Below are 23,945 nucleotides of genomic sequence, written 5' to 3' on the forward strand. Positions count from 1 at the left end.
TGCTATCCGTTGCAACGAGAAGGAAGAAGGTCGACGATGGCGATTACACTTGACCAAACGATCGGACAGAAGCAACGGAGTTGGCTTGCGACGATCATGAGCGGCCAGACATTCTGGGTGCTGATTGCAGTCATTCTCGCCTGCATTTTTCTGTCGATGGCAACGGACTCCTTTGCGACGGCGAAGAACATCTACAACATCACCCGCAACGTCACCTTCGTCGCCATTATCGCGCTGGGCATGACGCTGGTCATCATCACCGGCGGCATTGATTTGTCCGTTGGCTCGGTGCTTTGCCTGTGCAGCATGGTGCTGGCGGTCGTCATGCATGCGGGATACAGCATTGAAGTCGGCATCGCCGCCTCAATCGGTACCGCTCTATTGGTCGGAGCTTTCAATGGCGTCTTGATTGCCTATCTCGGCTTCCCCCCTTTCGTCGTCACGCTTGGCATGTTGTCGATTGCGCGCAGCCTTGCGATGGTTGCATCCAACAATACTGTCGTTTTTGAGTTCGGGCCAGATCACGACAAGCTCCTGGCGCTGGGTGGTGGCGCCTGGGTTTTCGGCATCGCCAATCCAGTGCTTTATATGATCGTGCTGGCACTCATTACCGGTTTCGTGCTGCGCTGGACCAAGTTCGGTCGCTATGTCTTTGCCATCGGCGGCAATGAGCATGCCGCGACACTGACAGGTGTTCCCGTGCCGAGGATCAAGGTCATCGTCTATATGATTTCTGCCCTTTCGGCGGGGGTTGCCGGCATCATTCAAACCGGCTGGCTCGGCGCCGTCACTACAAACATCGGCGCCGGGATGGAGCTTCAGGTCATTGCCGCCGCGGTTATCGGCGGCGCCAACCTGGCCGGCGGCGTCGGCACTGCCTTTGGAGCCTTGGTCGGCGCCGCACTCATCGAGGTCATCCGTAACAGTCTTGGCCTGCTTGGCATCAACGCGTTCTGGCAGGGCTGCTTTATCGGCGGGGCAATCGTGCTCGCCGTCCTTTTCGACCGGCTTCGCAACTTGCGCCAGGGCGAGTAGACGAATCCGGCCCTTAAGAGACATCTGCGGTTCGCGCCCGCGCCACGAACGACTGTACGTTCACGCAGTCTGACCTTGTTCAACCCGCTTTGTTGTCTGCCCGTTGCCCTTGAAAAAGTGCACCTTCGAGACATCGGCGGTGAGTCCTATTTGGATTCCCGCCTTCATGTCATGACCGTCGTGCAGGACGAGGCAATCGTGCCCATCCGGCAGTTTGACGTGGAGCAGCGTTACCGCCCCGGTATATTCACAAAGCCCGACGGTTCCGCGCAGCGTCCCGTCTCGAGGCTCCACGACGCTCAGATGCTCCGGCCTTACCCCGATGGTCTCGGCTGCGGCATCCATTGCCGTTGCGCCTGTCAGCAAAGGCGCGATAACTGCAGGGAGCAGGTTCATTTTTGGGCTTCCGATGAATTGCGCCACGAAGGTATTTGCCGGCCGCTCGTATAGGTCCCGAGGGGAGCCGACCTGCTCGACGCGGCCGTCGCGCAGAACCACGATCTTGTCGGCGAGCGTCATCGCTTCGATCTGGTCGTGCGTTACATAAATCATCGTCGTGGAGAGCCGCTTGTGTAGAGCGGCGATTTCAGAGCGCATGTGCACGCGCAGCTCTGCATCGAGGTTCGACAGCGGTTCGTCGAACAGGAAGACATCAGGATTTCCGACGATGGCGCGGCCGATCGCAACGCGCTGCCGCTGACCGCCGGAAAGCTCGCGAGGGTAGCGATCGAGCAATGCTTCGAGCTTCAGCGTGGCGCTAGCTTCATCGACACGCTTCTGACGCTCCTGTGCCGGAACTTTGCGGACCTTCAGCCCGAAACCCATATTGTCCCGGACGGTCAGGTGCGGATAGAGGGCATAGGATTGGAAGACCATGGCAACACCGCGTTTCGAAGCCGGCACTTCGTTGACCACCCGGCCGCCAATCGCAAGTTCACCGCCGCTGAGATATTCCAGCCCCGAAATCAGCCGCAGCAAGGTGGACTTACCGCAGCCTGACGGACCGACGAATACGACGAATTCGCCCGGATCGATCCTCAGATCGACGCCGCGGATGACCTCGACGGCGCCGAGGCGTTTTTCGATGCCTTTAAGCGATACACTGCTCATGAACGAAAATTCCTCATCCCTTCACGCCTGATAGCGCAAAACTTTCGATGATCTGCCGCTGGGCGATCAGATAGACGATCAGGATCGGCACCACGGCAAGGCTGGTAGCGGCAAGCTGCAGGTTCCACAGCGGCAAGCCGTAGCTGTCGTTGAAGTTCGACAGGGCCAAAGGCAGCGTGAACATGTCGAGCGAGCTCAGAAAGATCAGCGGCTCCAGGAACAGGTTCCACGAGAACAGAAAGGTGATGATGGAAACCGCAGCCAGGGCCGGACGCGCCATCGGCAGCGCTATCTTCCACCAAACGCCGAAGCGTGAGAGGCCGTCCATCTTGCCGGCTTCTTCCAACTCCTTGGGCAGGGCCAGGAAATATTGGCGCATCAGGAACGTTGCCATCACCCCATGAGGGCCGAAGGTGGGCAGCAGGATCAGCGGCCAATGAGTATCCACCAAACCAAACCAACGCATCAGGAAGAAGTTCGGAATGATCGTCACTTCCTCCGGCACCATGAGCGCCGAGATCAGAAAGAGCATCAGCAGCGCCGCACCGGCAAACCGCATGCGCGCCAGCGCATAGCCGGCCATGGACGAGATGACGAGGGTGAGCGCCGTCACCACGATCGCGATGTAAAGCGAGTTGAAATACTGCCGCGCGAACGGCTGGTATGTGAACACTTCGACGAAATTCTGCCAGCGCCAGACGCGCGGAACAAGCGTCGGCGCGCCGAATATCTCGGTCACGCTCTTGAAGCCGGCAGACACCATCCAAACGAATGGGAAAACAAAAGGTATGGCGGCGATCAGGAGCGCGATCGTCCAGCAGGCGCGGTAGAGGATCTGGATTTGGCGCTGGGTCACTCCGATCCCTTTCTCCGCAGCATCACCTGCACCAGGGTCAGCGCCATGATCATCACGAACATGATCATCGCGAGCGCCGAGGCATAGCCGACATTGAAGAACTTGAAGCCCTGCTGGTAGATGTAGAAGGCAAGCACCAGTGTGCCGTTTTCCGGGCCGCCACCGGTCATCTGGTATATGTGATCGAAGACCTTGAAAGAGCCGATCGTCGTGATGACCATGATGACGAGCGTGGTCGGCGCCAGCAACGGCCAGGTGATCATGCTGAAGATCTGCCGGCGTGAGGCGCCCTCCAGGCGCGCTGCCTCTTCGTAATCCCGGGGGATCGCCTGCAGCGCCGCAATGTAGAGGATCATGTTGAGGCCGACCATCTTGATGACGCGGGTGACGATGACCGCCGCCATGGCCCAGTTCGGTTCACGCAACCAGTTTGGACCAGTGATCCCGACCAGCGCCAGCACCTGGTTGATGAAACCGCCTTCTCCTTGCAGCAGAAATTTCCAGACGATCGCCCAGGCGATGGCCGAGGTGATGACGGGAGCGAAAAACACCGTGCGAAAGAACACGACCCCGAAGAACGGCCGGGAGAGGGCGAGCGCCAAAGCGAGCGCGAGCGCCATGTTGAGCGGCACGAGACCGATCGCGAAAATAACCGAATTGCGTACCACAAGCCAAAAGTCAGGGTTTTCGACGAGCGCATTCCGAAAATTGGCAAGGCCGATGAAGGTGGCCTGCTGGCTGAGCAGGTTCCATTCGGTCATTGAATAATAGACCACTGCGCACAGCGGACCGAGGAAGAAGATGAGGAACCCGATGAAGGTGGGGCTGACGAACAGCCACGCCTCCATCATCTCTCTCATCTTCAACGTCAGCCAGGTCTTTTGGCCGGTTTGAATGGAGTTATGAACGGTATCGGCCATCTTCGTTCTGATCAAAGCAGCGGCTGGATTGCCGCGCAGATGCCCTTGATGGCGGCATCGACATCGGCATCCGGCTTCCACAGGGCATCGACGCGAGGCGCCATGGCGGCAAGGATCTGGGGCGCTTTTTCGTTCGCCGAGACCACCCGGCCCTTTTCTATCGCGGCAGCCACATTCTTCATCATCTCGGGCGGCACGAGCTTGTTGCCGTTGATGAATGCATCGGCCTGCAGAACGCTCTTGCGGGCCGGCGGGAAGAACTGCGCCATGGTGGCGACGTTCTCCTTATTGGTCATATGCGCCACGAATTCTGCGGCGATTTCCGTATTCTTGCCTTGGGCGAACACAACAAGACCGGCCTGGCCGATGACGGGTGACTCACCACCTGGGCCGGTGGGCAACGGTGCGATGCCCCACTTGAAGCCGGCTTCCGCCATCTTCGAGGCGCGGGAAATCTGGTTGACCGTCATCGCCGAATTGCCGGAGAAGTAATCGCCCTGTTCGCCTGGCGGAACGATGGACTTGTCCTTGAAGACCATTTCATGCAGCTGCTTGACCGCTTTGACGGCTTCGGGCTTGTCGAAGCCGCATTCCTTGTTCGACCAGATATCGCCGCCATAAGCGCGGATTGGCGGCAGAAGGGCATGGGTCATGCGAGAGGCATAGCCTTCGCCATCCTTGAACTCGAAGCCCCATTTGCCGGGATTGGCTGCCGCGAGCTTCTTGGAGACTTCCTGGAACTTGTCCATGTTCCATTCGCCCTTGGCGGCGAGCGTCAGCGGATCTTCGAGCCCGGCTTTGTCGAACATGTCCTTGTTGTAGTAGATCATGAAAGGCGAGGTGGAGAACGGAATGCCGTAGACTGTTTCGTCCTTCTGCCAGAGGCCCATGGCCGGCTTCGAGAAATCGTCGAAATCATAGCCTTCCGCCGCCTTGAGCGTCGGGCCGAGGTCCATCAGAAGATTGGCGTTTTCGAAAGCCGGAGCGGCATCTTCCATCATCCAGGCTATGTCGGGAGCATTGCCGCCGGCGATCTGGAAGGTTAGTTTCTGCGTGTAGTCATTGACTGGCACGGTCTCGAACTTCACGTTCACGTCGGGATGCGTGGCTTTGAAGCTCTCCGCAATGCCATTCAGCATCTTCAGATGAGCCTCACTCCCGGTCCACACAGTCATGCGGAGATCCGTCGCGAAGACGGCAGACGTCGATATGCACAATGTCAACGCGGATGCTGCGATACCTGCAAATGCGGCCTTCATGGTTTCCTCCCTTTTTGGTCGTTTGCAATCAGCCTTCACCGAATGAATGCAAACGGCATTCGCCCCGAATTTGGCTGCAAGCTGCGGCGGATGGTCCGCCACATGATCTCGAAAACCTTGCCGCAGGCCGCTCACCCGACAGCGTGCGGAAGGCTCCCGGGCGCGTCTCCGATCGACCATCCTCCGTCGACCGGGATATTTGCACCCGTAATGTAGCTGGCAGCATCGCTGCACAAAAAAACAAACGCCCCCACCAGGTCCTGCGGCTGGCCCGGTCTACCAATAGGGATCTTGGCGGCAACCGCTTCGCGGAACGCCGGGTCGCCGTAGCGCGCGGAATTGGCCTCGATCTCGATCGCACCCGGCGAAACCACATTCAGCGTGACGCCGCGATGGCCGGTTTCGCGCGCAATCGACCTGATCGCGGTCAACTGCGCCGCCTTGAGCGATGCATAAACAACCGTTTCCGCCCGCGGCCGCACCGCCATGATACTGCCTGTGGCGACGATCCTGCCCCAGCCCCGCTCGGCCATCGGTGGAACCAGCTTTGCCGTCAGCATCAGCAGCGCCGAGAAATTCGATGCCACATGGGCGCTGACATGCGCCTCATCGAATTCCTGCCAGGGCCGCCGATGTTCGATGGCGGCATTGGCAATGAGGATATCGATCGGGCCGTGTGTTTTGAGCACATCATCGGCAAAAGCCTGCGTCGCACGCCCGTCGGTGAAGTCTGCTTCCAGTACCGGCGCTGTGCCGCCGGTCGCCCGGGCCACCTCACTCGCGCCCTTCTCATTACCGAAATGATGCAGGATCAGTTCCGCTCCATGCTCCGCAAGGCCAAGCGCAACAGCCCGGCCAATGCCGGAACTGGCGCCGGTTACCAGCACCCGCCGGCCTTTCAATGAGAAGCGCGCGGCGCTCATCGCTCGGTATCTTTCAGCTTGTCGGCCACCTCGAGCGAGGCAATGTCGGCAGCTTCGAAATGCTCCCGGATTTTTTGCTCGGCGAGGTCGGCATCGCCAGCTGCAATTGCGTCGTAGATCGCCTGATGCCGTTCAATCGTTGCCCGCCAGTCAGCGTCGCTGCGATTGGCGCGACGTGAAAACAATTCCGACACCTCGCGCTGCACGGAACGCATGCTCTCCATGTGCACACGGATCATGTAATTACCCGTCGTCATGGCAAGGCCAAGGTGAAACAGGATGTCGGCGGCGGTAAAGCTGGAGGGCTCCTGCACGGAAGCCTGCATGCCCGCCAATCCCTGCCGCATGATATTGAGACCTTCCGGATCGCGGCGTTCGGCGGCGAGCCGGGCAATTCCCGTCTCGACGACGCGGCGCATCTCATTGGCTTCGCGCAGCCGCTTGAGACTGGAGCGGACCGCGTAGCCGTAGATTTTATCCATCGAGTCGCCGCTCAGCGCCTTGGCGCGGGCGACCTTGCCTTGCTGGGTGAAGATCAGCCCGGCTGCCGTCAGCTGGCGAAGCGCCTCGCGGGCGATAGGCTTCGAGACGCCGAACTCCCTGGCGATCTCCCCTTCGGGCGGCAACGGCTCGCCAGGCGAGATGCGCCCGTCAAAGAGCGCGGCGGCAATCGCATCGGACACTCCATCCGCCAACCGCGAAGGGTTTGGCGGCTTGGCGGTGAAAACGGGTTTCCTTTCGGGAATTTCACTCATCTCGATCCTCATATTCACAAAGCTAACACGCAGTTTCCAACTTAGCAACTAGGTTTATCAGTTGCCAAGTCACCGACATCTAGCTAGGAATAACAGACACGCCCGAAAGCAGCGAGCAAAACCCGGAGCAACGAGCAAAACATTGGGAACGAAAGAGCCGATGGATTCTGTGCAACGTTCGACCGGACCGGCGATCCTCATTTCAGATGTCGTCGCCCATCCGCTCAGCCAGACGCTGCCCAAACCGACCGTCACGTCCTGGGGCACCTATCACAAGGTCTCGATGGTTCTCGTCGAGGTGCGCACTGATGCCGGCATCGTCGGCGTCGGTGAGGCTCTGGCCCGGTTTTCGCCCAAGGCTTATGCGGAGCTGATCGAAACCTCGTTAAAGCCACGGCTGATCGGACAGGACGCACGCAACATCGGCGCGCTCTGGCAATCCATGCGGCGCTCGCTCTCAGGCCGCGCCGGCGGAATGCTGATCGAGGCGATCGCAGGCGTCGACATTGCGCTGTGGGACATCATGGGCAAGGCCGCCGGCATGCCGATCGCCAAGCTGCTTGGCGGCATCGGCCGGGAAACGATCGAGGTCTATGCCGCCGCCGTAAACTGGGTCGACGATGCCAAGGCGGATCGGGAACTGGAGCGCTATATCGGCGAGGGATTCCCGCGCATCAAAGTCAAGATGGCCAATCCCGTCAGGGAAGCCTGCCGGCGCATCGACCGGCTGCGCAAACGCGCCGGCGACGATATCGAACTCTGTGTCGACGCCAACTGGGCCTATGATCTGGACCAGGCGATCGAAGTCGGCAGGGCACTTTCGGCCAACGGCTACTTCTGGTTCGAGGAGCCGCTGGCGCCGGAAAATGAGCAAGGCTACGAAGAACTTCGCAAACGCTGCGACGTGCCGCTCGCAGCCGGAGAGAGCAACTTTACCGCCGATCAGGCGCAGCGTCTCGTCGCCAACCGCACGCTTTCAGTCCTGCAGCCAGATGTCGCGCGTGCCGGCGGCATATCCGAAACGCGGCGCATGGCCGACTATGCCGCCCTCCACGATGTGGGCTACGCCCCGCATATCGGCATGTCCGGCATTATCTGCGAGACGGCCAGCGCGCATCTGGCGGCCGCCCTTCCGAATTTCCGGGTGATGGAATGCGAGTGCGATCTTAGCCCCTTCAAGCGCGACCTGACCGATCTGGCGCCCGGCTGCCTGCGCCAGAAGAATGGCCAGCTCGACGTGCCAACACGGCCGGGTCTCGGCATCGAAATCAATTGGGACGCCATCAAACGGCTCCACGTACAGTGAGGTCAACGCTAGAATGACGACATCAGCCCCCTCTTCCATAGCCGACATGATGGAAGCCATGAGGCTCGCCATGCTTCGTGCAGATCCGGCGCTCAGCCGTTTCGATCCTCTGCCGCGCATCCTGTCCTTTGACGACTTTTCGCGCGGGCATTGCGGCTGGTCACAGTTGGTCGGCAATTACGAGGACAGCCTCGACGTCATGCTGCCGGGCTTTGCCCAGCACTCGAGCGCCATGCTCTCAACTCTCGGACATTGGGATGCGGGATCCCACGGCGGCATGGATTCGTCCTATGCGCTCAAGATCGCCACAAAGGCAAAGCCCGGTGCCCAGAACGTTGCAATCAAGCGCCATACCTTCCGCAAGCGCGGGCCGATCCGCTTCGAGATTTTCTTCACGTTCAAGCCGGAGGCGACGGAACTGAAACTATCGGAAACCGACGTGCGATCGATCGGCTTCCTGTTCGACCTGCAATGCGGCGATCGGGACGGAAATGGCGAGCGGGTCATGCCGCATCTGCGCTTTCTCAATGCACTCGACGGCAAGCACTTGCAGAAATGGCAGTACAAGCGTGAGACCACGTCCTTCACAGCCATCGGCCGGGAAGACAAGACCGTAAGCCACTATCACCTGGCGCCGGAAGGCTGGCTGGACTTGCCGGATGGTGAACAACGGCTCTGCTACAACGAGATCCCGACGAAGGTGAACTGGAGCTATATGCGCTTCGATTTCGACCTCGCCTCCATGAAGGCTTCCGGCTTGCAATGCAACGACCGGAATTTCGACGTATCCGGCTTCGAGTCGATCCGGATTCCGGCGATGAAAAATCTCTGGTGCATGCTGAACTTCTGCCTGTTCGCCGAGACGGATGTCGCAAAACGTGCCTTTCTCTACGTTGATTCCATCTGCATTTCAGGGGATTTTTGATGCTTCCCGAAAACATCACGGCGGTGATAACCCGCAATGAGCGCTGGAGCGGTGACGCCGCGAGCGAACCCTATGAGGCCGGCTGGGCGCATGAAGCCGTGTTCTTTATTCGGGCATTGAAGCCTCCCGTCGGCACTGTACCCAAGGGCTGGGTGGAGATCTCGCCTGACGGCATGCACTGGGTTCGAGAAGGAACGGAATTCGTCATGCCGGGCGAACAGGACGGCATTGCCGTGGCCCGGCTCAACGCCTTCGGCAATTGGCTGCGCGTTGCAACCCGCTTTGCCGATGGCGCTGAATGCACCGTGCTCGTGACCCTTCATCTGAAGGCTTGATTTGAGAAACGCGGGTATCGCTTCCGCGCTTTCTCCTTCCGTCAGCCAAGATAGGCGCCCTGGGCCAGAAGTTCCCTGCGCAAATCCGCGTAGTCGACATGCCGGGGGCTGGCCCTGTTGCCGACCGAAAGTGCTGCGGCAACACCGGCCGCCTGGCCGAGCGCAAAGCAGGGCGGCATGACACGAATGGCGCTGAGCGCCTCATGCGTCGCCGAAACCGCGCGGCCGGACACCAACAGGCCTTCATGAATGCGCGGCAGCATGACCCGGTAAGGTATCTGGTAGATATTGGCGGCATCGAGCCCCGCGCCACCGGTACCACCGCCCGAACCTGTGGGGTCGTGAATATCGAGCGGATAGCCGCACAACGCCACGACATCGTCGAAGGCGCGGCCGGAATGCAAATCTTGCAGCGTCAGTTCGTAAGCGCCGTCGATCCGTCGGGTTTCCCGCACACCGATCTGAGTTGCCGTGTCCCGCAGCTCCACCTGTTCGAAGCCGGGCAGGTTGTCGCGGAAGAAATCGAGCAGCGCCACGGTCTGCTCCCGACCTTCGACCTCGGCAAGTGAGAGCTCAAGGGCGTCAGCCCCATTGCGGCGCAACACGCGGCCGGTATTGATGCGCCAGACGCCCGGTTCCATGGTTTTGTATAGGCCGATGCCGCGGCGAGGCGCGGGAAAGCGGCCCTCTGCCGTCGCCTTGGCGACGATCGAGGCGAAAGGCCGAAAGTCCTGCGGATGCGCGCGGATGTAATCCTCCACCACCTGGTCGTCGACGTTCTGCACGCGGAAGAACAGTGTCTGCGGCTGGGAAAGGCCGTCGCTTTCCCGCCCCTGGCGGGTATGGACACCGGCATAATGGGCGACATCGCCGTCGGCCGAGCAATCGACGACGACCTTGGCACGAGCGCTCCTCAGCCCGCCCTTGCCGGCGCAAACGACTCCGAGCACCCGGGGATTGTCCGCATCATGGTCATCAACGATCGCATCGACGACCATGGTGTGCAGCAACAATTCCACTCCTGCCTCGACGCACATGCGCTGCGCCGCGACCTTTGCCGCCTCAGGCTGGAAAGGGGTCACCTTGTCGTGGCCGTAGACGATGAAGCCGCAATAGGCCGAACCTGCCGGGATCGTGCTCGGATGCAACGCGCCGCCGAGCGCCATCATCCGCTGAACGAATTCTTCGTAGATGCCGCGGATCAGTTGCTGGCTGCCGTCGAGCGAATAGGAGGTCATGCAGGGGCCGACGAGGCCCGCCGTGAGGTTGCCGCCGAGGAAGCCGTAGCGCTCCACAAGGCGTACCCGCACGCCAAGACGTGCCGCCGCGACCGCCGCCGATAATCCCGATGGTCCGCCCCCGATGACGAGCACATCGACATCATCGAGTTCGGGAATATCGGCCGAATAGGCGTAACGGCGAGCTGTCTGCTGCATAGTTTTATCCCCTCCCCGGCCTAGCGGAACATCGATCCGCCGTCGACATCAAGCGCGGCGCCGTAGGTAAAGCTGGCTGCATCCGAGCACAGGAACATGATTGCCGCCGCCATATCCTCCGGCCGCCCCATGCGCCGCATCGGCAGATTGCCGGCGATGCGGTCCTTCAGCGACTGGTCAATATGGGAGTGCATCGGGGAATCCGTCGGTCCGGGGTTCAGCGCGTTGATGCGGATCTTCTTGCCCGCAAGTTCCCGCGCTACCGACTTGACCATCGACAAGGTTCCTGCTTTCGATGCCGCATAGGCGGTATCGGCGATCAGCCCGCCGCCGCCATGCACGCCGGCATCCGAGGCGATACAGACGATGTTGCCGCCATCGGTGTTGTCGAGCATGCGTTTGACCGCCGCCTGCACGACGAAGAAGCTGCCGAGCAGATTGACATTGAGCACGCGATGCCAATGCGCCCAATCCTGCTCGAATATACGCTTGGCTGTGATGATCGCTGCACACGTCACAACGTTATCGAGACGCGCCAGATTGGCGTCACAATAATCGAAGGCCTTGTCGATGCTTTCCTGATCGCTGACATCCACCGTCACGGTGTGAACGGCCCCGCCGCCATTGCGCAGCTCCGCACCATAGCGCTCCAGCCCCGCCTCATCACGATCGGCCATGACGACTTCCGCGCCCTTGCTGGCGAAGGCCCTTGCAGTTTCTAGACCCATTCCGCTCGCTGCGCCCGTGATAAGCACGCTTCGGCCCGCAAAACTATCGTTGGAAAAAGTAGCATAGGTCCCAAGCATCGTCGCAGCCTCGTTCATTAAGGGCAGCGCAACAACCAGTCAGCAGGCTCGCCTTCCCATCGCTAGCAACGTAGCAACTATGTTATATAGTTGTAAAGCGCAATGTGGAGGCGATACGCTGTCTGGAAGCGGAGTTTCGCACGGTCTCACGCAGGACGGTGGAATAACTCGTTGATCGCGCTGCATCGATCGGTGCGATCAATGCCGTCATGGCGAAACCAATGCGCTCGCTGCAGCGATTTCTAACGTCAAATCTCTCTTGTCGTGCCACTTGGCAAAACAGGAAAGCTCCGGCCGCTTCACCGGTCCGAAAGCGCGCGCTTCGCAAGCGACCTTCGCCACATCCGGACCGGCCTGGTTTGCTCCGCCAATGACAATAAACTTGTGAAAAATCCGATATTAGGGCACAATTTGTGAACGCATCGGAATTTGCGGCGCAATCTCAAATCCGGCCGTCTCGCGCCGGATAGCAGTTCGCGTCGGAGGGTCGGCGTCGATGGATCAGGGGTTCTTTCTTCTGTTCGCTACGGTGTCCGTGATCACGGCCCTGACGGTGGTCTTGGCCCGAAATCCGGTGCACAGCGCATTGTCGCTGATGGCGTGTTTCCTCAACATCTCGGCAATCTTCGTTATGCTCGAGGCGCCGTTGCTCGCGGTCATCCAGATCTTCGTCTATGTCGGCGCGATCATGGTCCTGTTCCTGTTCGTGATCATGATGATCGATGTACGCGAAGCGGTGTTGCAGCGGTTCTTGCCGGGCGGCAACCTGCCAGCCATGGTGCTGCTCATCCTGCTTGGGATCGAGATGCTTGTGCTGGTGCTCTGGACCGACCGCTTTTCGATCACGGAGCCCGCTGCCATGAGCGGCGGCGATCAGACCAGGCAGCTCAGCACGACACTTTTCGCCGACTATCTCCTGCCGTTTGAAGCTGCGTCCGTCATCCTTCTGGCCGCCCTGGTCGGCGCCATCGTGCTGGCGCGGAAGGAGCAGGGATGATGGTTCCGCTCTCGTGGTACATTCTACTCGGAGTGGTCCTGTTCGTGATCGGAGCAGCTGGCGTGCTGGTCAGGCGCAATATCCTGGTCGTGCTGATGTCGCTGGAGCTGCTGCTCAACTCGGTCAACATCAATTTCATCGCTTTCGGGCGTTACCACGGCGATTTCCGCGGGCAGATCTTCGCGATCTTCGTCATCGCAATCACAGCGGCGGAAGTTGCCGTCGCCCTCGGTATCCTGGTCGCCCTCGTGAGGAACAAATCCACCCTCAAGGTCGACGAAGTGACCATGATGAAAGGATAGCGGCTTTGGACCCGGTGATATCGATCCGGCCGCTGCTTGCCGTCGCCATAGCAGGCCTGGCGGCCCTTGCCGTTCTCCTTCTGCACAACCGCGAGAAGCTCCGCGATATCGTCTCGCCGCTCGCTGCAATCGTCATGTTCGCGATTGTCGCCTCGATGGCGCCCACGGTGTTGGCGGGCGGGACGGTCGAATTGCGCCTGTTCGAGATTTTGCCGGGGATAGACTTCGCTTTCCGGGTGGATGCGCTCGGCATGGTATTCGCCACCGTCTCGTCGCTCCTGTGGATCGTGGCGGCGATCTATTCCATCGGCTACATGCGCCACTTGAACGAGCATGCGCAGACTAGGTTCTTCGCTTGCTTCGCCACCAGCCTCGCGGCGGCCGTCGGGGGCGCCTTTTCCGCCAATCTATTCACGCTGGTGATCTTCTACGAGATGCTTAGCCTCGTGACCTATCCGCTTGTTTACCACCACGAGGATGAACAGGGATGGGCGGGCAGCCGCAAGTACCTCGTCTATTTGATGGGCGCGTCGAAAAGCCTGCTTCTCGCCGCGCTGGCGCTGACCTACCACATTGCGGGGTCGTTCGATTTTGTGTCGGGGGGCCTGCTGGCAAGGAGCGATGCTTCTGCCGCGATGCTGACGGTCGTCTATTTCTGCTACCTTTTCGGTTTCGCCAAGGCTGCGGTAATGCCGATGCACGCCTGGCTGCCTGCCGCGATGGTGGCGCCGACACCGGTCAGCGCGCTCCTGCATGCAGTGGCCGTGGTCAAGATGGGCGTGTTCTGCGTGCTGCGGGTGGTGTTTCACGTTTTCGGCACGGGGCTGGTGGGCGGGCTTGGGCTGGGCATCGCCACGGCCTATCTGGTCTCCTTCACGATCTTGATGGCGTCCGTCTATGCGCTGACGCGGGACGACCTGAAGGCGAGGCTCGCCTATTCGACGGTCAGCCAGCTCTCCTACGTCGTTCTGGGCGCGGTTCTGTTGTCGCCCGTCGCGATGGTCGGCGGCATCGTCCACATTGCGGCGCATGCGTTCTCGAAGATCACCCTCTTCTTCTGCGCCGGCTCGATCTTTTGCGCATCGGGAAAGCGGAATATCAGCGACATGGCCGGCATCGGCCGCAGGCTGCCTTGGACGATGGGTGCTTTTTTCGTCGCCTCGCTGAGCATGATCGGGGTGCCGCCGACCGGGGGCTTCGTCAGCAAGTGGTATCTGGCGCGGGGCTCGGTGGAGGCGGGCGAAATTGCGTTCCTGGTCGTGCTCCTTGCGAGCTCAGTCCTGAACGCAGCTTATTTCCTGCCTGTCAGCTATGCCGCCTTTTTCGGGACGGAAGCGCAGGAGAGCCCGGCGACGGTCCGCGAAATTCCGATGATGACGATCCCGCTGGTTGCGACTGCCATCTTGTCGGTGTCGATGGGCATCTTTCCCGGCTATTTCCTCGCCCTGGCGGAAGGAGTTGTCAGATGATCAAGCGTGTCGTCGACTTCTTTGGTGACGAGGAACATGCAAACCAGCGCCGCCGGCTGTTCTATCTGGTGCTCGTTCTGACCGTTATCTCCGACTTTCTGGTCCACCGCGAACACGCAGAATACCTCTGGGACCGCCTGCCGGGCTGGTCGGCCGCCTACGGCTTCTTATCCTGCGTGCTGCTGATTTTCGTTTCCAAGTTCCTTGGCCACCGGGCTGGGCTCATGCGGCGCGAGGACTATTATGACTGACTTCGTCCATCCCGCCCTGCTGTTCATTCTCGGCGCCCTGCCGATCCCTTTCCTGAACGGATCGATCCGCAAAGCCTATCTGCTGCTGATCCCGGCGCTGGCGATCCTCGCCGTGCTGACGATACAACCGGGAAGCTACGGCGCGACGCAGTTCGTCGGGCAGGAAATCCTCATCGCCAAGGTCGACAAGCTGAGCATCGTCTTCGCCACCGTTTTCACCATCATGGCGCTGATTGGAACGGTCTATGCGCTGCACCTGCCTCGCCCCGGCCAGCATGTCGCTGCATTTGTCTACGTCGGCAGCGCCCTCGGCGTCGTGTTCGCCGGCGACTACTTGACGCTCTACCTGTTCTGGGAAGGCATGGCGTTTGCCTCTGCCTACCTGGTCTTCGCCGAAGGCGGCCGACAGGCGATCGCCGCCGGGTTCCGGTATCTCATGGTCCATTTCACTGGCGGCGTCGTCCTACTTGGCGGCGTCATTCTCTACGGGCTCTCGACTGGCTCGCTGCTCTTCGGCCCGATCGCAGGCGAGATGGGCGTCGGCGCTTACCTGATCCTTGCCGGGTTCATGCTCAATGCCGCTGTGCCGCCGCTCAACGCCTGGCTGACCGACGCTTACCCGGAGGCGACGGTCACCGGCGCGGTGTTCATGAGCGCCTTCACCACCAAGACCGCCGTCTATGTGCTGGCGCGGGCGTTTCCGGGAACTGAACTTCTCGTTTGGCTCGGTACCGCGATGGCGCTCTACGGCGTCGTCTACGCGGTGCTGGAGAACGACTGCCGGCGGCTACTGGCCTATCACATCGTTAGCCAGGTGGGCTACATGGTGGCGGGCGTCGGCATCGGCACCGAGATGGCGGTGAACGGGGCCACCAGTCATGCTTTCGCACATATCCTCTACAAGGCGCTCTTGTTCATGGGTACTGGGGCGGTGATTTACGTCACCGGCCGGCGCAAGCTCACCGAGCTTGGTGGGCTCTACAAGACCATGCCGGTGACCGTGGCGCTCTACATGGTTGGCGCTTTCGCGATTTCGGCATTTCCATTCTTCTCGGGCTTCGTCACCAAGTCGATGGTGGTGGCCGCCGCCGGGCAGGATCACCGCGCGCTGGTGGTGTTGGCACTGACGATGGCGTCGGCGGGGACATTCCTCCACACCGGTCTCAAGCTCCCCTATTACATGTTCTTTGGCACGGACCGGAAGCTGGAGGCGCGGGAGCCGCCCCGCAACATGCTGGTTGCGATGGGCATGGCGGCGGTGCTCTGCATCGCGATCGGCGTCGTCCCGCAGCCGCTTTACGCACTTCTACCCTATCCGGTCGACTTCGAGCCCTACACCGGCGTCCATGTCACCGAGAGCCTTGGCGTGCTGATGTTCACCGCCTTGGGTTTTGTCATATTCCTCAGGGCACTCGACCCCGAGAACACGATCAGCATCGACACCGACTGGTTCTACCGCAAGGGCGCGCGGGTCTTCATGTGGATCGCCGGAAAACCGCTGACGCGCTACGAGAAGACGGTGAGTGAGGTGTCCGAGACCGCGGTTCTGCCTTTCCTGCATGGGGCGGCGCGGGCGGGACTGTGGATTGATCTCGCCGGTGTGGATGCCATCGTGAATGGCGTCGCCCGGGCGATCCTGAATGGTGGCGGGACGCTGCGGCGCCTCCAGACCGGCGTCGTGACCCATTACGCGCTGGCGATGATCGGTGGTGTGATCGCAGCCACTGTCGTCTTCGCCGTGGTGTGGCGGTAGGGGGCGTGATGGGATTGCCGCTACTCAGTCTCATCGTATTCACGCCCGTCGCCGGGGCAGCGGTTCTGATGTTTCTGCGCAGCGACGATGCGGTGCGGTGGACCGCGCTGGCCGTCACCATCCTCGATCTCGCTCTCTGCATCGCCATGCTGGCGAGCTTTGACACCACGACCCACGCGATGCAGTTCACCGAGAAGCGCCTATGGGTGCCCGCGCTCGGGATCACTTATGCGCTTGGCATCGACGGGATAAGCGCGCTCTTCGTTTTCCTGACCGCTCTGCTGGGCTCGATATGCGTGCTCGCCTCGTGGGTCGCGATCGACCGCAAGGTGAAGGCGTTCATGGTCAGTCTGCTCTCCATGCAGACGCTGATGCTGGGGGTGTTCTGCGCGCTCGACCTGTTCCTGTTCTACGTCTTCTGGGAGGCGATGCTGATCCCGATGTACCTGATCATCGGCGTCTGGGGCGGCGAAGGCCGGGTCTATGCGGCGTTCAAGTTCTTCCTCTACACGCTGGCGGGCAGCCTCCTGTTCCTCATCGGTGTCATCGTGCTCTATTTCAACGGCGGCGAGACCTTCGACATCGTCACGCTGACAGCGCAGGATTTGCCGTTCCCGGTCCAGTCCTGGCTGTTCTTCGCCTTCCTGATCGCCTTCGCCGTCAAAGTGCCGATGGTGCCGGTCCATACCTGGCTGCCGGACGCCCATGTACAGGCGCCGACGGCAGGCAGCATCATCCTTGCAGGGGTGCTCCTGAAGATGGGCGCCTACGGGTTCCTGCGGTTCTCGCTGTCGATGCTGCCGGAGGCGTCGGTGTATTATTCGACGCTGATGCTTTCGCTTTCGGCGCTTGCGATCGTCTACGGCGGGTTGCTTGCGCTGGCGCAGGACGACCTGAAGAAGCTGGTGGCCTATTCCAGCATCAGCCACATGGGCTTCGTGACGCTGGGGATTTTTGCGCTGAACCTCCGCGGGCTCGAGGGCGCCATCCTGCAAATGTTCAATCATGGCGTAACGACCGGCGCGTTGTTCCTGTTCGTCGGCCTGATCTACGAGCGGACACACACGCGAAGCATTGCAGATTACGGCGGGCTGATGAAGGCGGCGCCGGTCTATACGGCATTTCTGGCGCTGTTCACTCTGTCGTCAATGGCGCTGCCGGGGACGAATTCGTTCGTGGGCGAACTGCTGGTGCTGTCGGGCGGTTTTGCGGCCAACCTCGCCATCGGCGCGCCCGCCGTTTTTGGCGCGTTATTGGGCGCGGCCTATCTGCTTGGCATGTACAGGAAAGTCGCGCTAGGCCCGGCCAGCGTCGGTGTCCGATTCAAGATACGCGACGTGAACGCCCGCGAGATGGTCGCGATCCTGCCGCTGGCCGTCTTCGTGCTTTGGGTCGGGCTATATCCGAAACCCTTTCTCAACATTATCGACGTCTCGGTGAAGCATCTGCTGGCTCAGGCGCATGATAAAGGGAGCGGCCAATGACTGCCGCAGCACTTTTCCAGTCGGCTCTCGCAAGCCTGCCCGAGATCGTGGTGATCACTGGAGCCTGCATCCTTTTGATCCTGGGACAGCTTGTGCGCAAGGGCCAGGAACATTTCCTTGTCTGGGCCTCCGTCGCGGTCGTGCTGATTGCCGCCATGGCGACACTCATGCTTTCGAGCGAGGTGCGGCCGGCCTACACGAGCATGTTCATCGCCGATCGCTTCGCGGTCTTCTTCAAGTTCGTGTTCTACCTGGCCACCATCCTGACATTCCTCCTTTCGCGAAAATATGCGGAAATCGAAGGGATCGGGAGCAGCGAATACTATGTCCTGCTGCTCTTTTCGCTGTCGGGAATGATGATCATGGCTTCGGCGACCGATCTCCTCTCGATCTATGTGGGCCTCGAACTGATGGTGCTCTGCACCTATGTGCTGACCGGTTTCCTGCGGCGAGAGCGGCGGTCGAACGAAGCGGCGCTGAAATACGTGATCCTTGGCGCGGTCTCGACCGGGATTTTCCTCTACGGCGTTTCGTTGATGTACGGGCTCACCGGCACGACGCAACTGGACGGGATGGCTGCGGCTGTGACCGACGACCCGCTCGATCCGGGATTGCTGCTGGCAGAGGTCTTCATCGTCGCGGGGCTGGTCTTCAAGGTCGGCGCGGTGCCGTTTCATATGTGGGTGCCGGACGTCTACGAAGGCGCGCCGACGACGATCACCGCATTCATGTCGGTAGGCCCTAAGGCGGCAGGATTTGCGGCGATCCTGCGGGTGTTCCTCAACCCGCTGGTCGCGGCCTCGGACGTCTGGATCATCGTCGCGGTCATTGCGGTGGTGACGATGGCGCTCGGAAGTTTCGTCGCGCTGGTGCAGGATAATTTCAAGCGCCTCCTGGCCTATTCCAGCATTGCCCATGCCGGGTTCGCCCTTTTCGGCGTGGTGGCCGGCGGCGCGGACGGAATCGCCAGCGTGATGCTCTACCTGCTGATCTACTCCCTCATGAATCTCGGTATTTTCGGCGCCGTCATCATGATGCGGAACGGCGATTTCTCAGGCGAGGTCATTGAAGATTACGCGGGTTTCGCCAAGTCGCATCCCGGTCTGGCGCTTCTGATGCTGCTCTATCTGTTCTCGCTGGCCGGCATTCCGCCGACGGCCGGGTTCTTCGCCAAATTCTACGTGCTGCTCGCGCTGGTCGAGCGAGGTTTCGTCATGCTGGCGGTGATCGCGGTGCTGCTGAGCGCCGTCGCCGCCTATTTTTACATCCGCATAGTCATGGTGATCTACATGCGCGAGCCGGAGAGGACGTTCGAGCCTGCGCTGACTCCCTGGGTACGCACCACGCTCGCCTTCACCGCCTTGGGCACCATCGGCATCGGCCTGTTTCCCGCGTGGTTTCTGCGGCTTGCTCAAAACTCGGTGTTTGGCGGCTGACCGATTGAATTTGCAATGATCTGCCCGACGGAATAAACTCGAAGCTCAAGAAAGGATTACCCAAGCCCTTTCCCGGGGCGACCGCATTACCATCCTGAACAGGGCGGTCGCGGCCTTAGGAAAGCTTTCAGTGGGTAACCGGTGCAGTGCGATATGGCTGCAATGGAATTCTTGCCGGTTCTTTTCATGGTCGCCGGAGTTGTTCTGGTGACAGGGGCGACGCTTTTTGTCTCCTCACTGCTGCGCCCGTCCAATCCCTATCCCGAAAAGAACATGCCCTATGAATGCGGCATGGACCCAGCAGGCGAGGCCGCCGGGGGCCGCTTTAGGGTGCAGTTCTTTATTCTCGCGATCCTGTTGGTCGTTTTCGATGTCGAGACGATGTTCCTCTTTCCCTGGGCCGTTGTCCTGAAAGACATCGGCCTCGTCGGTTATGTCGAGATGTTCGTCTTCATAGTGCTGCTTCTTGTGGGCTTCGCCTACGCCTGGCTGAAGGGAGCGCTGGAATGGGAAGCGTAAACAATTCGATCCGCGACAGCGTGCTGTTCACCACCGCCGAGAGCGTTATCAACTGGAGCCGAAAATCGGCGCTGTGGCCCGAGACCTTCGGAATTGCCTGCTGCGCCATCGAGATGATCTCGGCGGGGTGCGCCCGCTATGATCTCGACCGGTTCGGCGTGGTGTTCCGGCCTTCGCCGCGCCAGTCCGACGTGATGATTATCGCCGGCACCGTGACGCGGAAATTCGCTCCCGTCGTGCGCAGGCTTTATGACCAGATGCCGGAGCCGCGCTGGGTTATCGCAATGGGCACCTGCGCTATCTCGGGCGGGGTCTACAACACCTATGCGGTGGCGCAGGGAGCGGAGACCTTCGTGCCGGTGGACGTGCATGTGCCCGGCTGCCCGCCGCGGCCCGAGGCGCTGATGCATGGGTTCCTGCTACTTCAGGAGAAGATCAAAAAATCCCGAGCACTGGCCGGGACTCCTCTGGATCGAGTTGCAGCGTCATGAGTGTGGAGACGCCCCTCATCCGCACGACGATCACGGAGCGTTTCGGCGAGACAATCGACGATCTTGGCTTCGCGCATGGTGTACATGCCTTCGCCGCTCCGCCTGACACGATCGTCGAGCTTTGCCGGTTTCTGAAGGAACACCCGGCGTTGCGGTTCAACTTCCTGTCGGACATCTGCGGGGTCGATCATTATCCTGAGATGCCACGCTACGAGACGGTGTACCACCTCTATTCGCTACCGAACAAATGGCGCGTTCGCATCAAATGCCGCCTCGCCGATCCGCCGCGGGTCCCGTCTGTGACGGGGGTCTGGCGAACCGCCAATTGGCATGAGCGCGAAGCCTGGGACATGTACGGGATCAGGTTCGAGGGCCACCCCGATTTGCGCCGGATCTACATGTGGGAAGGGTTCGAGGGCTTCCCGCAGCGCAAGGATTTTCCGCTCCGTGGCTACAAGGACAAGCTGAACCCGTTTGGCGCCGAAGGCACGCCGCCGACGCAGCCCGACCTCGCCACCAAGAACATTCCATAAGGGAGGCCGCTCCACGCCGGGAACCTAAAATGACCGAAGTCACCGAACTGATCAGCCCGCAAGGCGAAGCGTTCGACACCAAGGAGGTGCTTCTCAATCTCGGCCCCCAGCACCCGAGCACGCATGGGGTTCTTCGGCTTGTCCTGGAAATGGACGGCGAGTACGTCAAGCGCGTGGATCCACATATCGGCTACCTCCATCGCGGCACCGAAAAACTGGCGGAGAGCTTCACCTACACCCAGATTTTTCCGCTCACCGATCGGCTCGACTACCTCTGTCCACCGTCGAACAACCTCGCCTTCGCGCTGGCGGTGGAGAAACTCCTCGGCATAGAAGCACCGATTCGCGCACAATATATCCGCGTGATGATGGCCGAGCTGGCACGGATCTCCGGCCATGTCTTGATCACCGGCGCGCTGCCGATGGACCTCGGCGCCATGACCGCCTTGCTCTACGCCATGCGGGAGCGCGAAATGATCATGGACCTCCTGGAAATGATCAGCGGTGCGCGCATGCACACGTCCTTCTGCAGGGTCGGCGGAGTGCGCGAGGACCTGCCTGACGGTTTCCTTCCCAAGATCAGGGAGTTCTGCGACATCTTCCCAAACCGGATCCGCGACTATGAGCGGTTGCTCGAAAACAGCCGGGTATTCCTGAAGCGCACGCAGGGGATCGGCGTGATCTCCGCCGAGGACGCCATCGATCTTGGCCTGAGCGGTCCGAACTTGCGCGCTTCGGGCGTCGACTGGGACATCCGTCGCGACGAGCCCTATGAGATCTATGACCGGCTCGACTTCAACGTCATCACGCGCGACGAGGGCGACTGCTATGCGCGCTGGCAATGTCGGGTCGAGGAAATGCGCGAGAGTGTCCGGATCATCGAGCAATGCCTCGACCAGATGCCCGAGGGGCCGTTCCAGATCGACATGCCAACAATCGCCTTCCCGGTGGACAAGGACAAGGTGCATTGCTCGATGGAAGCACTGATCCAGCATTTCGACCTGTCGGCCTATGGCTTCAAGGTGCCGAAGGGCGAGGTCTATTCGGCGATCGAGGCGCCAAAGGGCGAGCTTGGCTTCTATATCATCAGCGACGGGTCGCCAAAACCATTCCGCATGAAGGTGCGGGCACCCTCGTTCGTCAACCTTCAGGGACTGTTCGGGGTGACCAACGCCCGCTATCTGGCGGACATGATCGCCGTGCTCGGCAGTCTCGACCCGGTGATGGCGGAGGTGGACAAGTAGCAGGGATTTGAATGCAATGACCATGCGCGAAAAGATAAAAGAGGCAGCGGCGCGGTATCCCGACCAGCGCTCTGCGATCATGCCCGCGCTTCTGATCGCGCAGAGGGAGCATGGCCATCTGCCTGGTCAGGTGCTGGAAGAAGTCGCCGACACGCTCGGAGTCGAACGGATCTGGGTCTACGAGCTTGCGACCTTTTATTCGCTCTTCCATACCGAGCCGGTGGGCATGTTCCACCTGCAACTCTGTGACAATGTTTCCTGCATGTTGTGCGGAGCCGAGGATCTGCTGAAGCATCTGGAAACGGTGCTGGCGATCAGGAAGGGCGACACCACGCCGGACGGGCTGTTCACGCTTTCCTCCGTCGAGTGCCTCGGTGCCTGCGAGATGGCTCCGGTGATGCAGGTCGGCGACGATTACCATGGCGCCCTTGATGTCGCGCGGATAGATGCACTTTTGGAGAACCTGCGGGCTACGGCGGAACGGGTCGCGAGCATCGAGCCCTCTGCGCGACCGCAGGGAGAGTAGCGCCATGTTCGAGCCGGTTCTCCTCAAGAATGTCGCCGTGCCGGACAGTCACCTGCTGTCGACCTACGAGGCTGGCGGCGGCTACCAGGCACTGGCGAAGGCGCTGAGAGAATACACGCCTGACGAGGTCGTTAACCTAGTCAAACAGTCCAACCTGCGCGGTCGCGGCGGTGCCGGATTCCCGACGGGCATGAAATGGAGTTTCGTACCGAAGCAGGTCGACAAGCCGAAATATCTTTGCTGCAACGCCGATGAGGGGGAGCCAGGTACCTTCAAGGACCGGATCATCATGGAGCGCGATCCGCATCAGCTCATCGAGGGGCTGGCGGTAAGCGCCTATGCGATTGGGGCCAAAACCGCCTATGTCTACATCCGCGGAGAATATGTGACGGCCATCCGTCGCCTGGAGCAGGCGATCGCCGAGGCACAGGAAAAGGGTTATCTGGGAACGGGCATTCTGGGCTCGAATTTCGATTTCGCCGTCCACATCCATTGCGGCGCAGGCGCCTATATCTGCGGCGAGGAGACTGCCATGCTCGAGTCGCTCGAGGGCAAGCGGGCGCAGCCGCGATTGAAGCCGCCGTTTCCGGCCGTGGCCGGGCTCTACGCCAGCCCGACTGTGATCAACAATGTCGAGACGCTGGCCTGCGTGCCGCATATCGTGGCGCGGGGCGCGGACTGGTTCCGCGGCATCGGCCCGGACAAGAGCCCTGGCCCGAAGCTCTACTGCCTCAGTGGGCAGGTGCGCAAACCCGGCCTCTACGAGTTGCCGATGGGCATACCCCTGCGCGAGCTGGTCGAGGAACATGCCGGCGGGGCCCTGCCGGGACGCAAGATCAAGGCGGTGATCCCGGGCGGGGTCTCAGCGCCGGTCATCCCTGAGCACGGGCTGGACGTGAGGATGGATTTTGACTCGCTGGCTGCCGCCGGCTCGATGCTCGGTTCGGCCGGCCTTATCGTGATCGACGATAGCACCTGCATGGTCAAGGTCGCCACCAGGGTCATCGAGTTCTTCCACCATGAGTCCTGCGGCAAGTGCACGCCCTGCCGGGAAGGATTGAACTGGGTCGTGAAGGTCCTGCGCCGGATTGAAGGCGGGGATGGCGCACCCGGCGATCTGGAGCAACTGGAGATGCTCTGCAAGGGCATTTTCGGCAATACGTTTTGTGCCTTGGGTGACGGTGCAGCGATGGGATTGCGGGCAGCACTCGCGCATTTCCGAGATGAATTCGTCGCCCATGTCGAGGAGCGGAGGTGCCCGTTTCACTAAAGGA

The 23,945-nt window shown here is 60.8% G+C and carries 25 protein-coding genes; 17 read left to right on the forward strand and 8 right to left on the reverse strand.

Annotation, left to right across the window (positions count from 1 at the left end):
- Positions 1-36: 36 nt before the first annotated feature.
- Positions 37-1,035: an ABC transporter permease gene (locus N2600_RS17745; RefSeq protein WP_017965925.1), complete on the forward strand. Its 999-nt coding sequence runs from the start codon at positions 37-39 to the stop codon at positions 1,033-1,035.
- A 60-nt stretch (positions 1,036-1,095) separates the two neighbouring features.
- Here N2600_RS17745 and N2600_RS17750 read toward each other — a convergent pair whose 3' ends face one another.
- From N2600_RS17750 to N2600_RS17775, 6 genes are all read right to left on the reverse strand, one after another.
- Positions 1,096-2,145 (reverse strand): ABC transporter ATP-binding protein, encoded by a 1,050-nt coding sequence (locus N2600_RS17750; RefSeq protein WP_260296950.1) that lies wholly within the window; start codon positions 2,143-2,145, stop codon positions 1,096-1,098.
- Positions 2,146-2,158: 13 nt separating this feature from the next.
- Complete coding sequence (locus N2600_RS17755) at positions 2,159-3,001, reverse strand: carbohydrate ABC transporter permease (RefSeq protein WP_260296951.1); 843 nt, start codon at positions 2,999-3,001, stop codon at positions 2,159-2,161.
- Positions 2,998-3,921, reverse strand: a complete 924-nt coding sequence (locus N2600_RS17760; protein ID WP_222386840.1) for a carbohydrate ABC transporter permease — start codon at positions 3,919-3,921, stop codon at positions 2,998-3,000. The genes N2600_RS17755 and N2600_RS17760 overlap by 4 nt, the downstream gene beginning before the upstream one ends.
- Before the next feature lie 11 nt (positions 3,922-3,932).
- Positions 3,933-5,180, reverse strand: coding sequence for an ABC transporter substrate-binding protein (locus tag N2600_RS17765; protein ID WP_311319292.1), 1,248 nt, complete (start codon positions 5,178-5,180; stop codon positions 3,933-3,935).
- A 131-nt stretch (positions 5,181-5,311) separates the two neighbouring features.
- A complete protein-coding gene (locus tag N2600_RS17770) occupies positions 5,312-6,103 on the reverse strand; it encodes an SDR family NAD(P)-dependent oxidoreductase (protein ID WP_260296953.1) in 792 nt (263 codons plus the stop codon).
- On the reverse strand, positions 6,100-6,858 hold the full coding sequence (locus N2600_RS17775) for a FadR/GntR family transcriptional regulator (RefSeq protein ID WP_260296957.1): 759 nt from the start codon (positions 6,856-6,858) through the stop codon (positions 6,100-6,102). Before N2600_RS17775 ends, N2600_RS17770 begins: the two co-directional genes overlap by 4 nt.
- A 160-nt stretch (positions 6,859-7,018) precedes the next feature.
- On the opposite strand from N2600_RS17775, the gene N2600_RS17780 reads away from it, so the two are divergent.
- Genes N2600_RS17780 through N2600_RS17790 form a run of 3 tightly spaced genes read left to right on the forward strand, consistent with a single transcriptional unit; the run spans position 7,019 to position 9,424 of the window.
- Positions 7,019-8,164: a mandelate racemase/muconate lactonizing enzyme family protein gene (locus N2600_RS17780; protein ID WP_260109337.1), complete on the forward strand. Its 1,146-nt coding sequence runs from the start codon at positions 7,019-7,021 to the stop codon at positions 8,162-8,164.
- A 58-nt stretch (positions 8,165-8,222) separates the two neighbouring features.
- Positions 8,223-9,089 carry a DUF6772 family protein gene (locus N2600_RS17785; RefSeq protein WP_260111066.1) on the forward strand — a complete coding sequence of 289 codons (867 nt, stop codon included), beginning with the start codon at positions 8,223-8,225 and terminating at the stop codon, positions 9,087-9,089.
- The gene (locus N2600_RS17790; protein ID WP_029872515.1) at positions 9,089-9,424 is read left to right on the forward strand and encodes a hypothetical protein; all 336 of its coding nucleotides are present in this window, start codon (positions 9,089-9,091) and stop codon (positions 9,422-9,424) included. Before N2600_RS17785 ends, N2600_RS17790 begins: the two co-directional genes overlap by 1 nt.
- Before the next feature lie 41 nt (positions 9,425-9,465).
- Here N2600_RS17790 and N2600_RS17795 read toward each other — a convergent pair whose 3' ends face one another.
- Entirely contained in the window at positions 9,466-10,860 is a 1,395-nt protein-coding gene (locus N2600_RS17795; RefSeq protein WP_260109338.1) for an FAD-dependent oxidoreductase, read from the reverse strand.
- Positions 10,861-10,880: 20 nt separating this feature from the next.
- Positions 10,881-11,684 (reverse strand): SDR family NAD(P)-dependent oxidoreductase, encoded by an 804-nt coding sequence (locus tag N2600_RS17800; protein WP_260109339.1) that lies wholly within the window; start codon positions 11,682-11,684, stop codon positions 10,881-10,883.
- A gap of 478 nt (positions 11,685-12,162) precedes the next feature.
- Here N2600_RS17800 and N2600_RS17805 point away from each other — a divergent pair, with 478 nt between their 5' ends.
- The 13 genes from N2600_RS17805 to nuoF all read left to right on the forward strand — a co-directional run bounded on the left by N2600_RS17805 (position 12,163) and on the right by nuoF (position 23,941).
- Complete coding sequence (locus N2600_RS17805) at positions 12,163-12,663, forward strand: NADH-quinone oxidoreductase subunit J (RefSeq protein WP_260109340.1); 501 nt, start codon at positions 12,163-12,165, stop codon at positions 12,661-12,663.
- Positions 12,663-12,965 carry an NADH-quinone oxidoreductase subunit NuoK gene (nuoK, locus tag N2600_RS17810; protein WP_170261616.1) on the forward strand — a complete coding sequence of 101 codons (303 nt, stop codon included), beginning with the start codon at positions 12,663-12,665 and terminating at the stop codon, positions 12,963-12,965. Before N2600_RS17805 ends, nuoK begins: the two co-directional genes overlap by 1 nt.
- Positions 12,966-12,970: 5 nt before the next feature.
- A complete protein-coding gene (locus N2600_RS17815; protein WP_260109341.1) occupies positions 12,971-14,434 on the forward strand; it encodes a monovalent cation/H+ antiporter subunit D family protein in 1,464 nt (487 codons plus the stop codon).
- Positions 14,431-14,685: a hypothetical protein gene (locus tag N2600_RS17820; RefSeq protein WP_017965940.1), complete on the forward strand. Its 255-nt coding sequence runs from the start codon at positions 14,431-14,433 to the stop codon at positions 14,683-14,685. The genes N2600_RS17815 and N2600_RS17820 overlap by 4 nt, the downstream gene beginning before the upstream one ends.
- Positions 14,678-16,438, forward strand: coding sequence for a Na(+)/H(+) antiporter subunit D (locus tag N2600_RS17825; protein WP_260109342.1), 1,761 nt, complete (start codon positions 14,678-14,680; stop codon positions 16,436-16,438). Before N2600_RS17820 ends, N2600_RS17825 begins: the two co-directional genes overlap by 8 nt.
- Before the next feature lie 8 nt (positions 16,439-16,446).
- Positions 16,447-17,922 carry an NADH-quinone oxidoreductase subunit M gene (locus tag N2600_RS17830; RefSeq protein WP_260296960.1) on the forward strand — a complete coding sequence of 492 codons (1,476 nt, stop codon included), beginning with the start codon at positions 16,447-16,449 and terminating at the stop codon, positions 17,920-17,922.
- Entirely contained in the window at positions 17,919-19,358 is a 1,440-nt protein-coding gene (locus tag N2600_RS17835) for an NADH-quinone oxidoreductase subunit N (RefSeq protein ID WP_260109344.1), read from the forward strand. The genes N2600_RS17830 and N2600_RS17835 overlap by 4 nt, the downstream gene beginning before the upstream one ends.
- A 153-nt stretch (positions 19,359-19,511) precedes the next feature.
- Entirely contained in the window at positions 19,512-19,877 is a 366-nt protein-coding gene (locus tag N2600_RS17840; RefSeq protein ID WP_017965944.1) for an NADH-quinone oxidoreductase subunit A, read from the forward strand.
- Positions 19,865-20,368, forward strand: a complete 504-nt coding sequence (locus N2600_RS17845) for a NuoB/complex I 20 kDa subunit family protein (RefSeq protein WP_260109345.1) — start codon at positions 19,865-19,867, stop codon at positions 20,366-20,368. The genes N2600_RS17840 and N2600_RS17845 overlap by 13 nt, the downstream gene beginning before the upstream one ends.
- Positions 20,365-20,901, forward strand: coding sequence for an NADH-quinone oxidoreductase subunit C (locus tag N2600_RS17850; protein ID WP_162117878.1), 537 nt, complete (start codon positions 20,365-20,367; stop codon positions 20,899-20,901). The genes N2600_RS17845 and N2600_RS17850 overlap by 4 nt, the downstream gene beginning before the upstream one ends.
- 29 nt (positions 20,902-20,930) lie before the next feature.
- A complete protein-coding gene (nuoD, locus tag N2600_RS17855) occupies positions 20,931-22,145 on the forward strand; it encodes an NADH dehydrogenase (quinone) subunit D (RefSeq protein WP_260109346.1) in 1,215 nt (404 codons plus the stop codon).
- Positions 22,146-22,161: 16 nt separating this feature from the next.
- Entirely contained in the window at positions 22,162-22,671 is a 510-nt protein-coding gene (gene nuoE / locus N2600_RS17860; protein ID WP_162117877.1) for an NADH-quinone oxidoreductase subunit NuoE, read from the forward strand.
- A gap of 4 nt (positions 22,672-22,675) precedes the next feature.
- Entirely contained in the window at positions 22,676-23,941 is a 1,266-nt protein-coding gene (gene nuoF, locus N2600_RS17865; protein WP_260109347.1) for an NADH-quinone oxidoreductase subunit NuoF, read from the forward strand.
- Positions 23,942-23,945: the final 4 nt, after the last annotated feature.

The organism is Rhizobium sp. WSM1274 (assembly GCF_025200775.1).
GTDB lineage: Bacteria > Pseudomonadota > Alphaproteobacteria > Rhizobiales > Rhizobiaceae > Rhizobium > Rhizobium leguminosarum_I.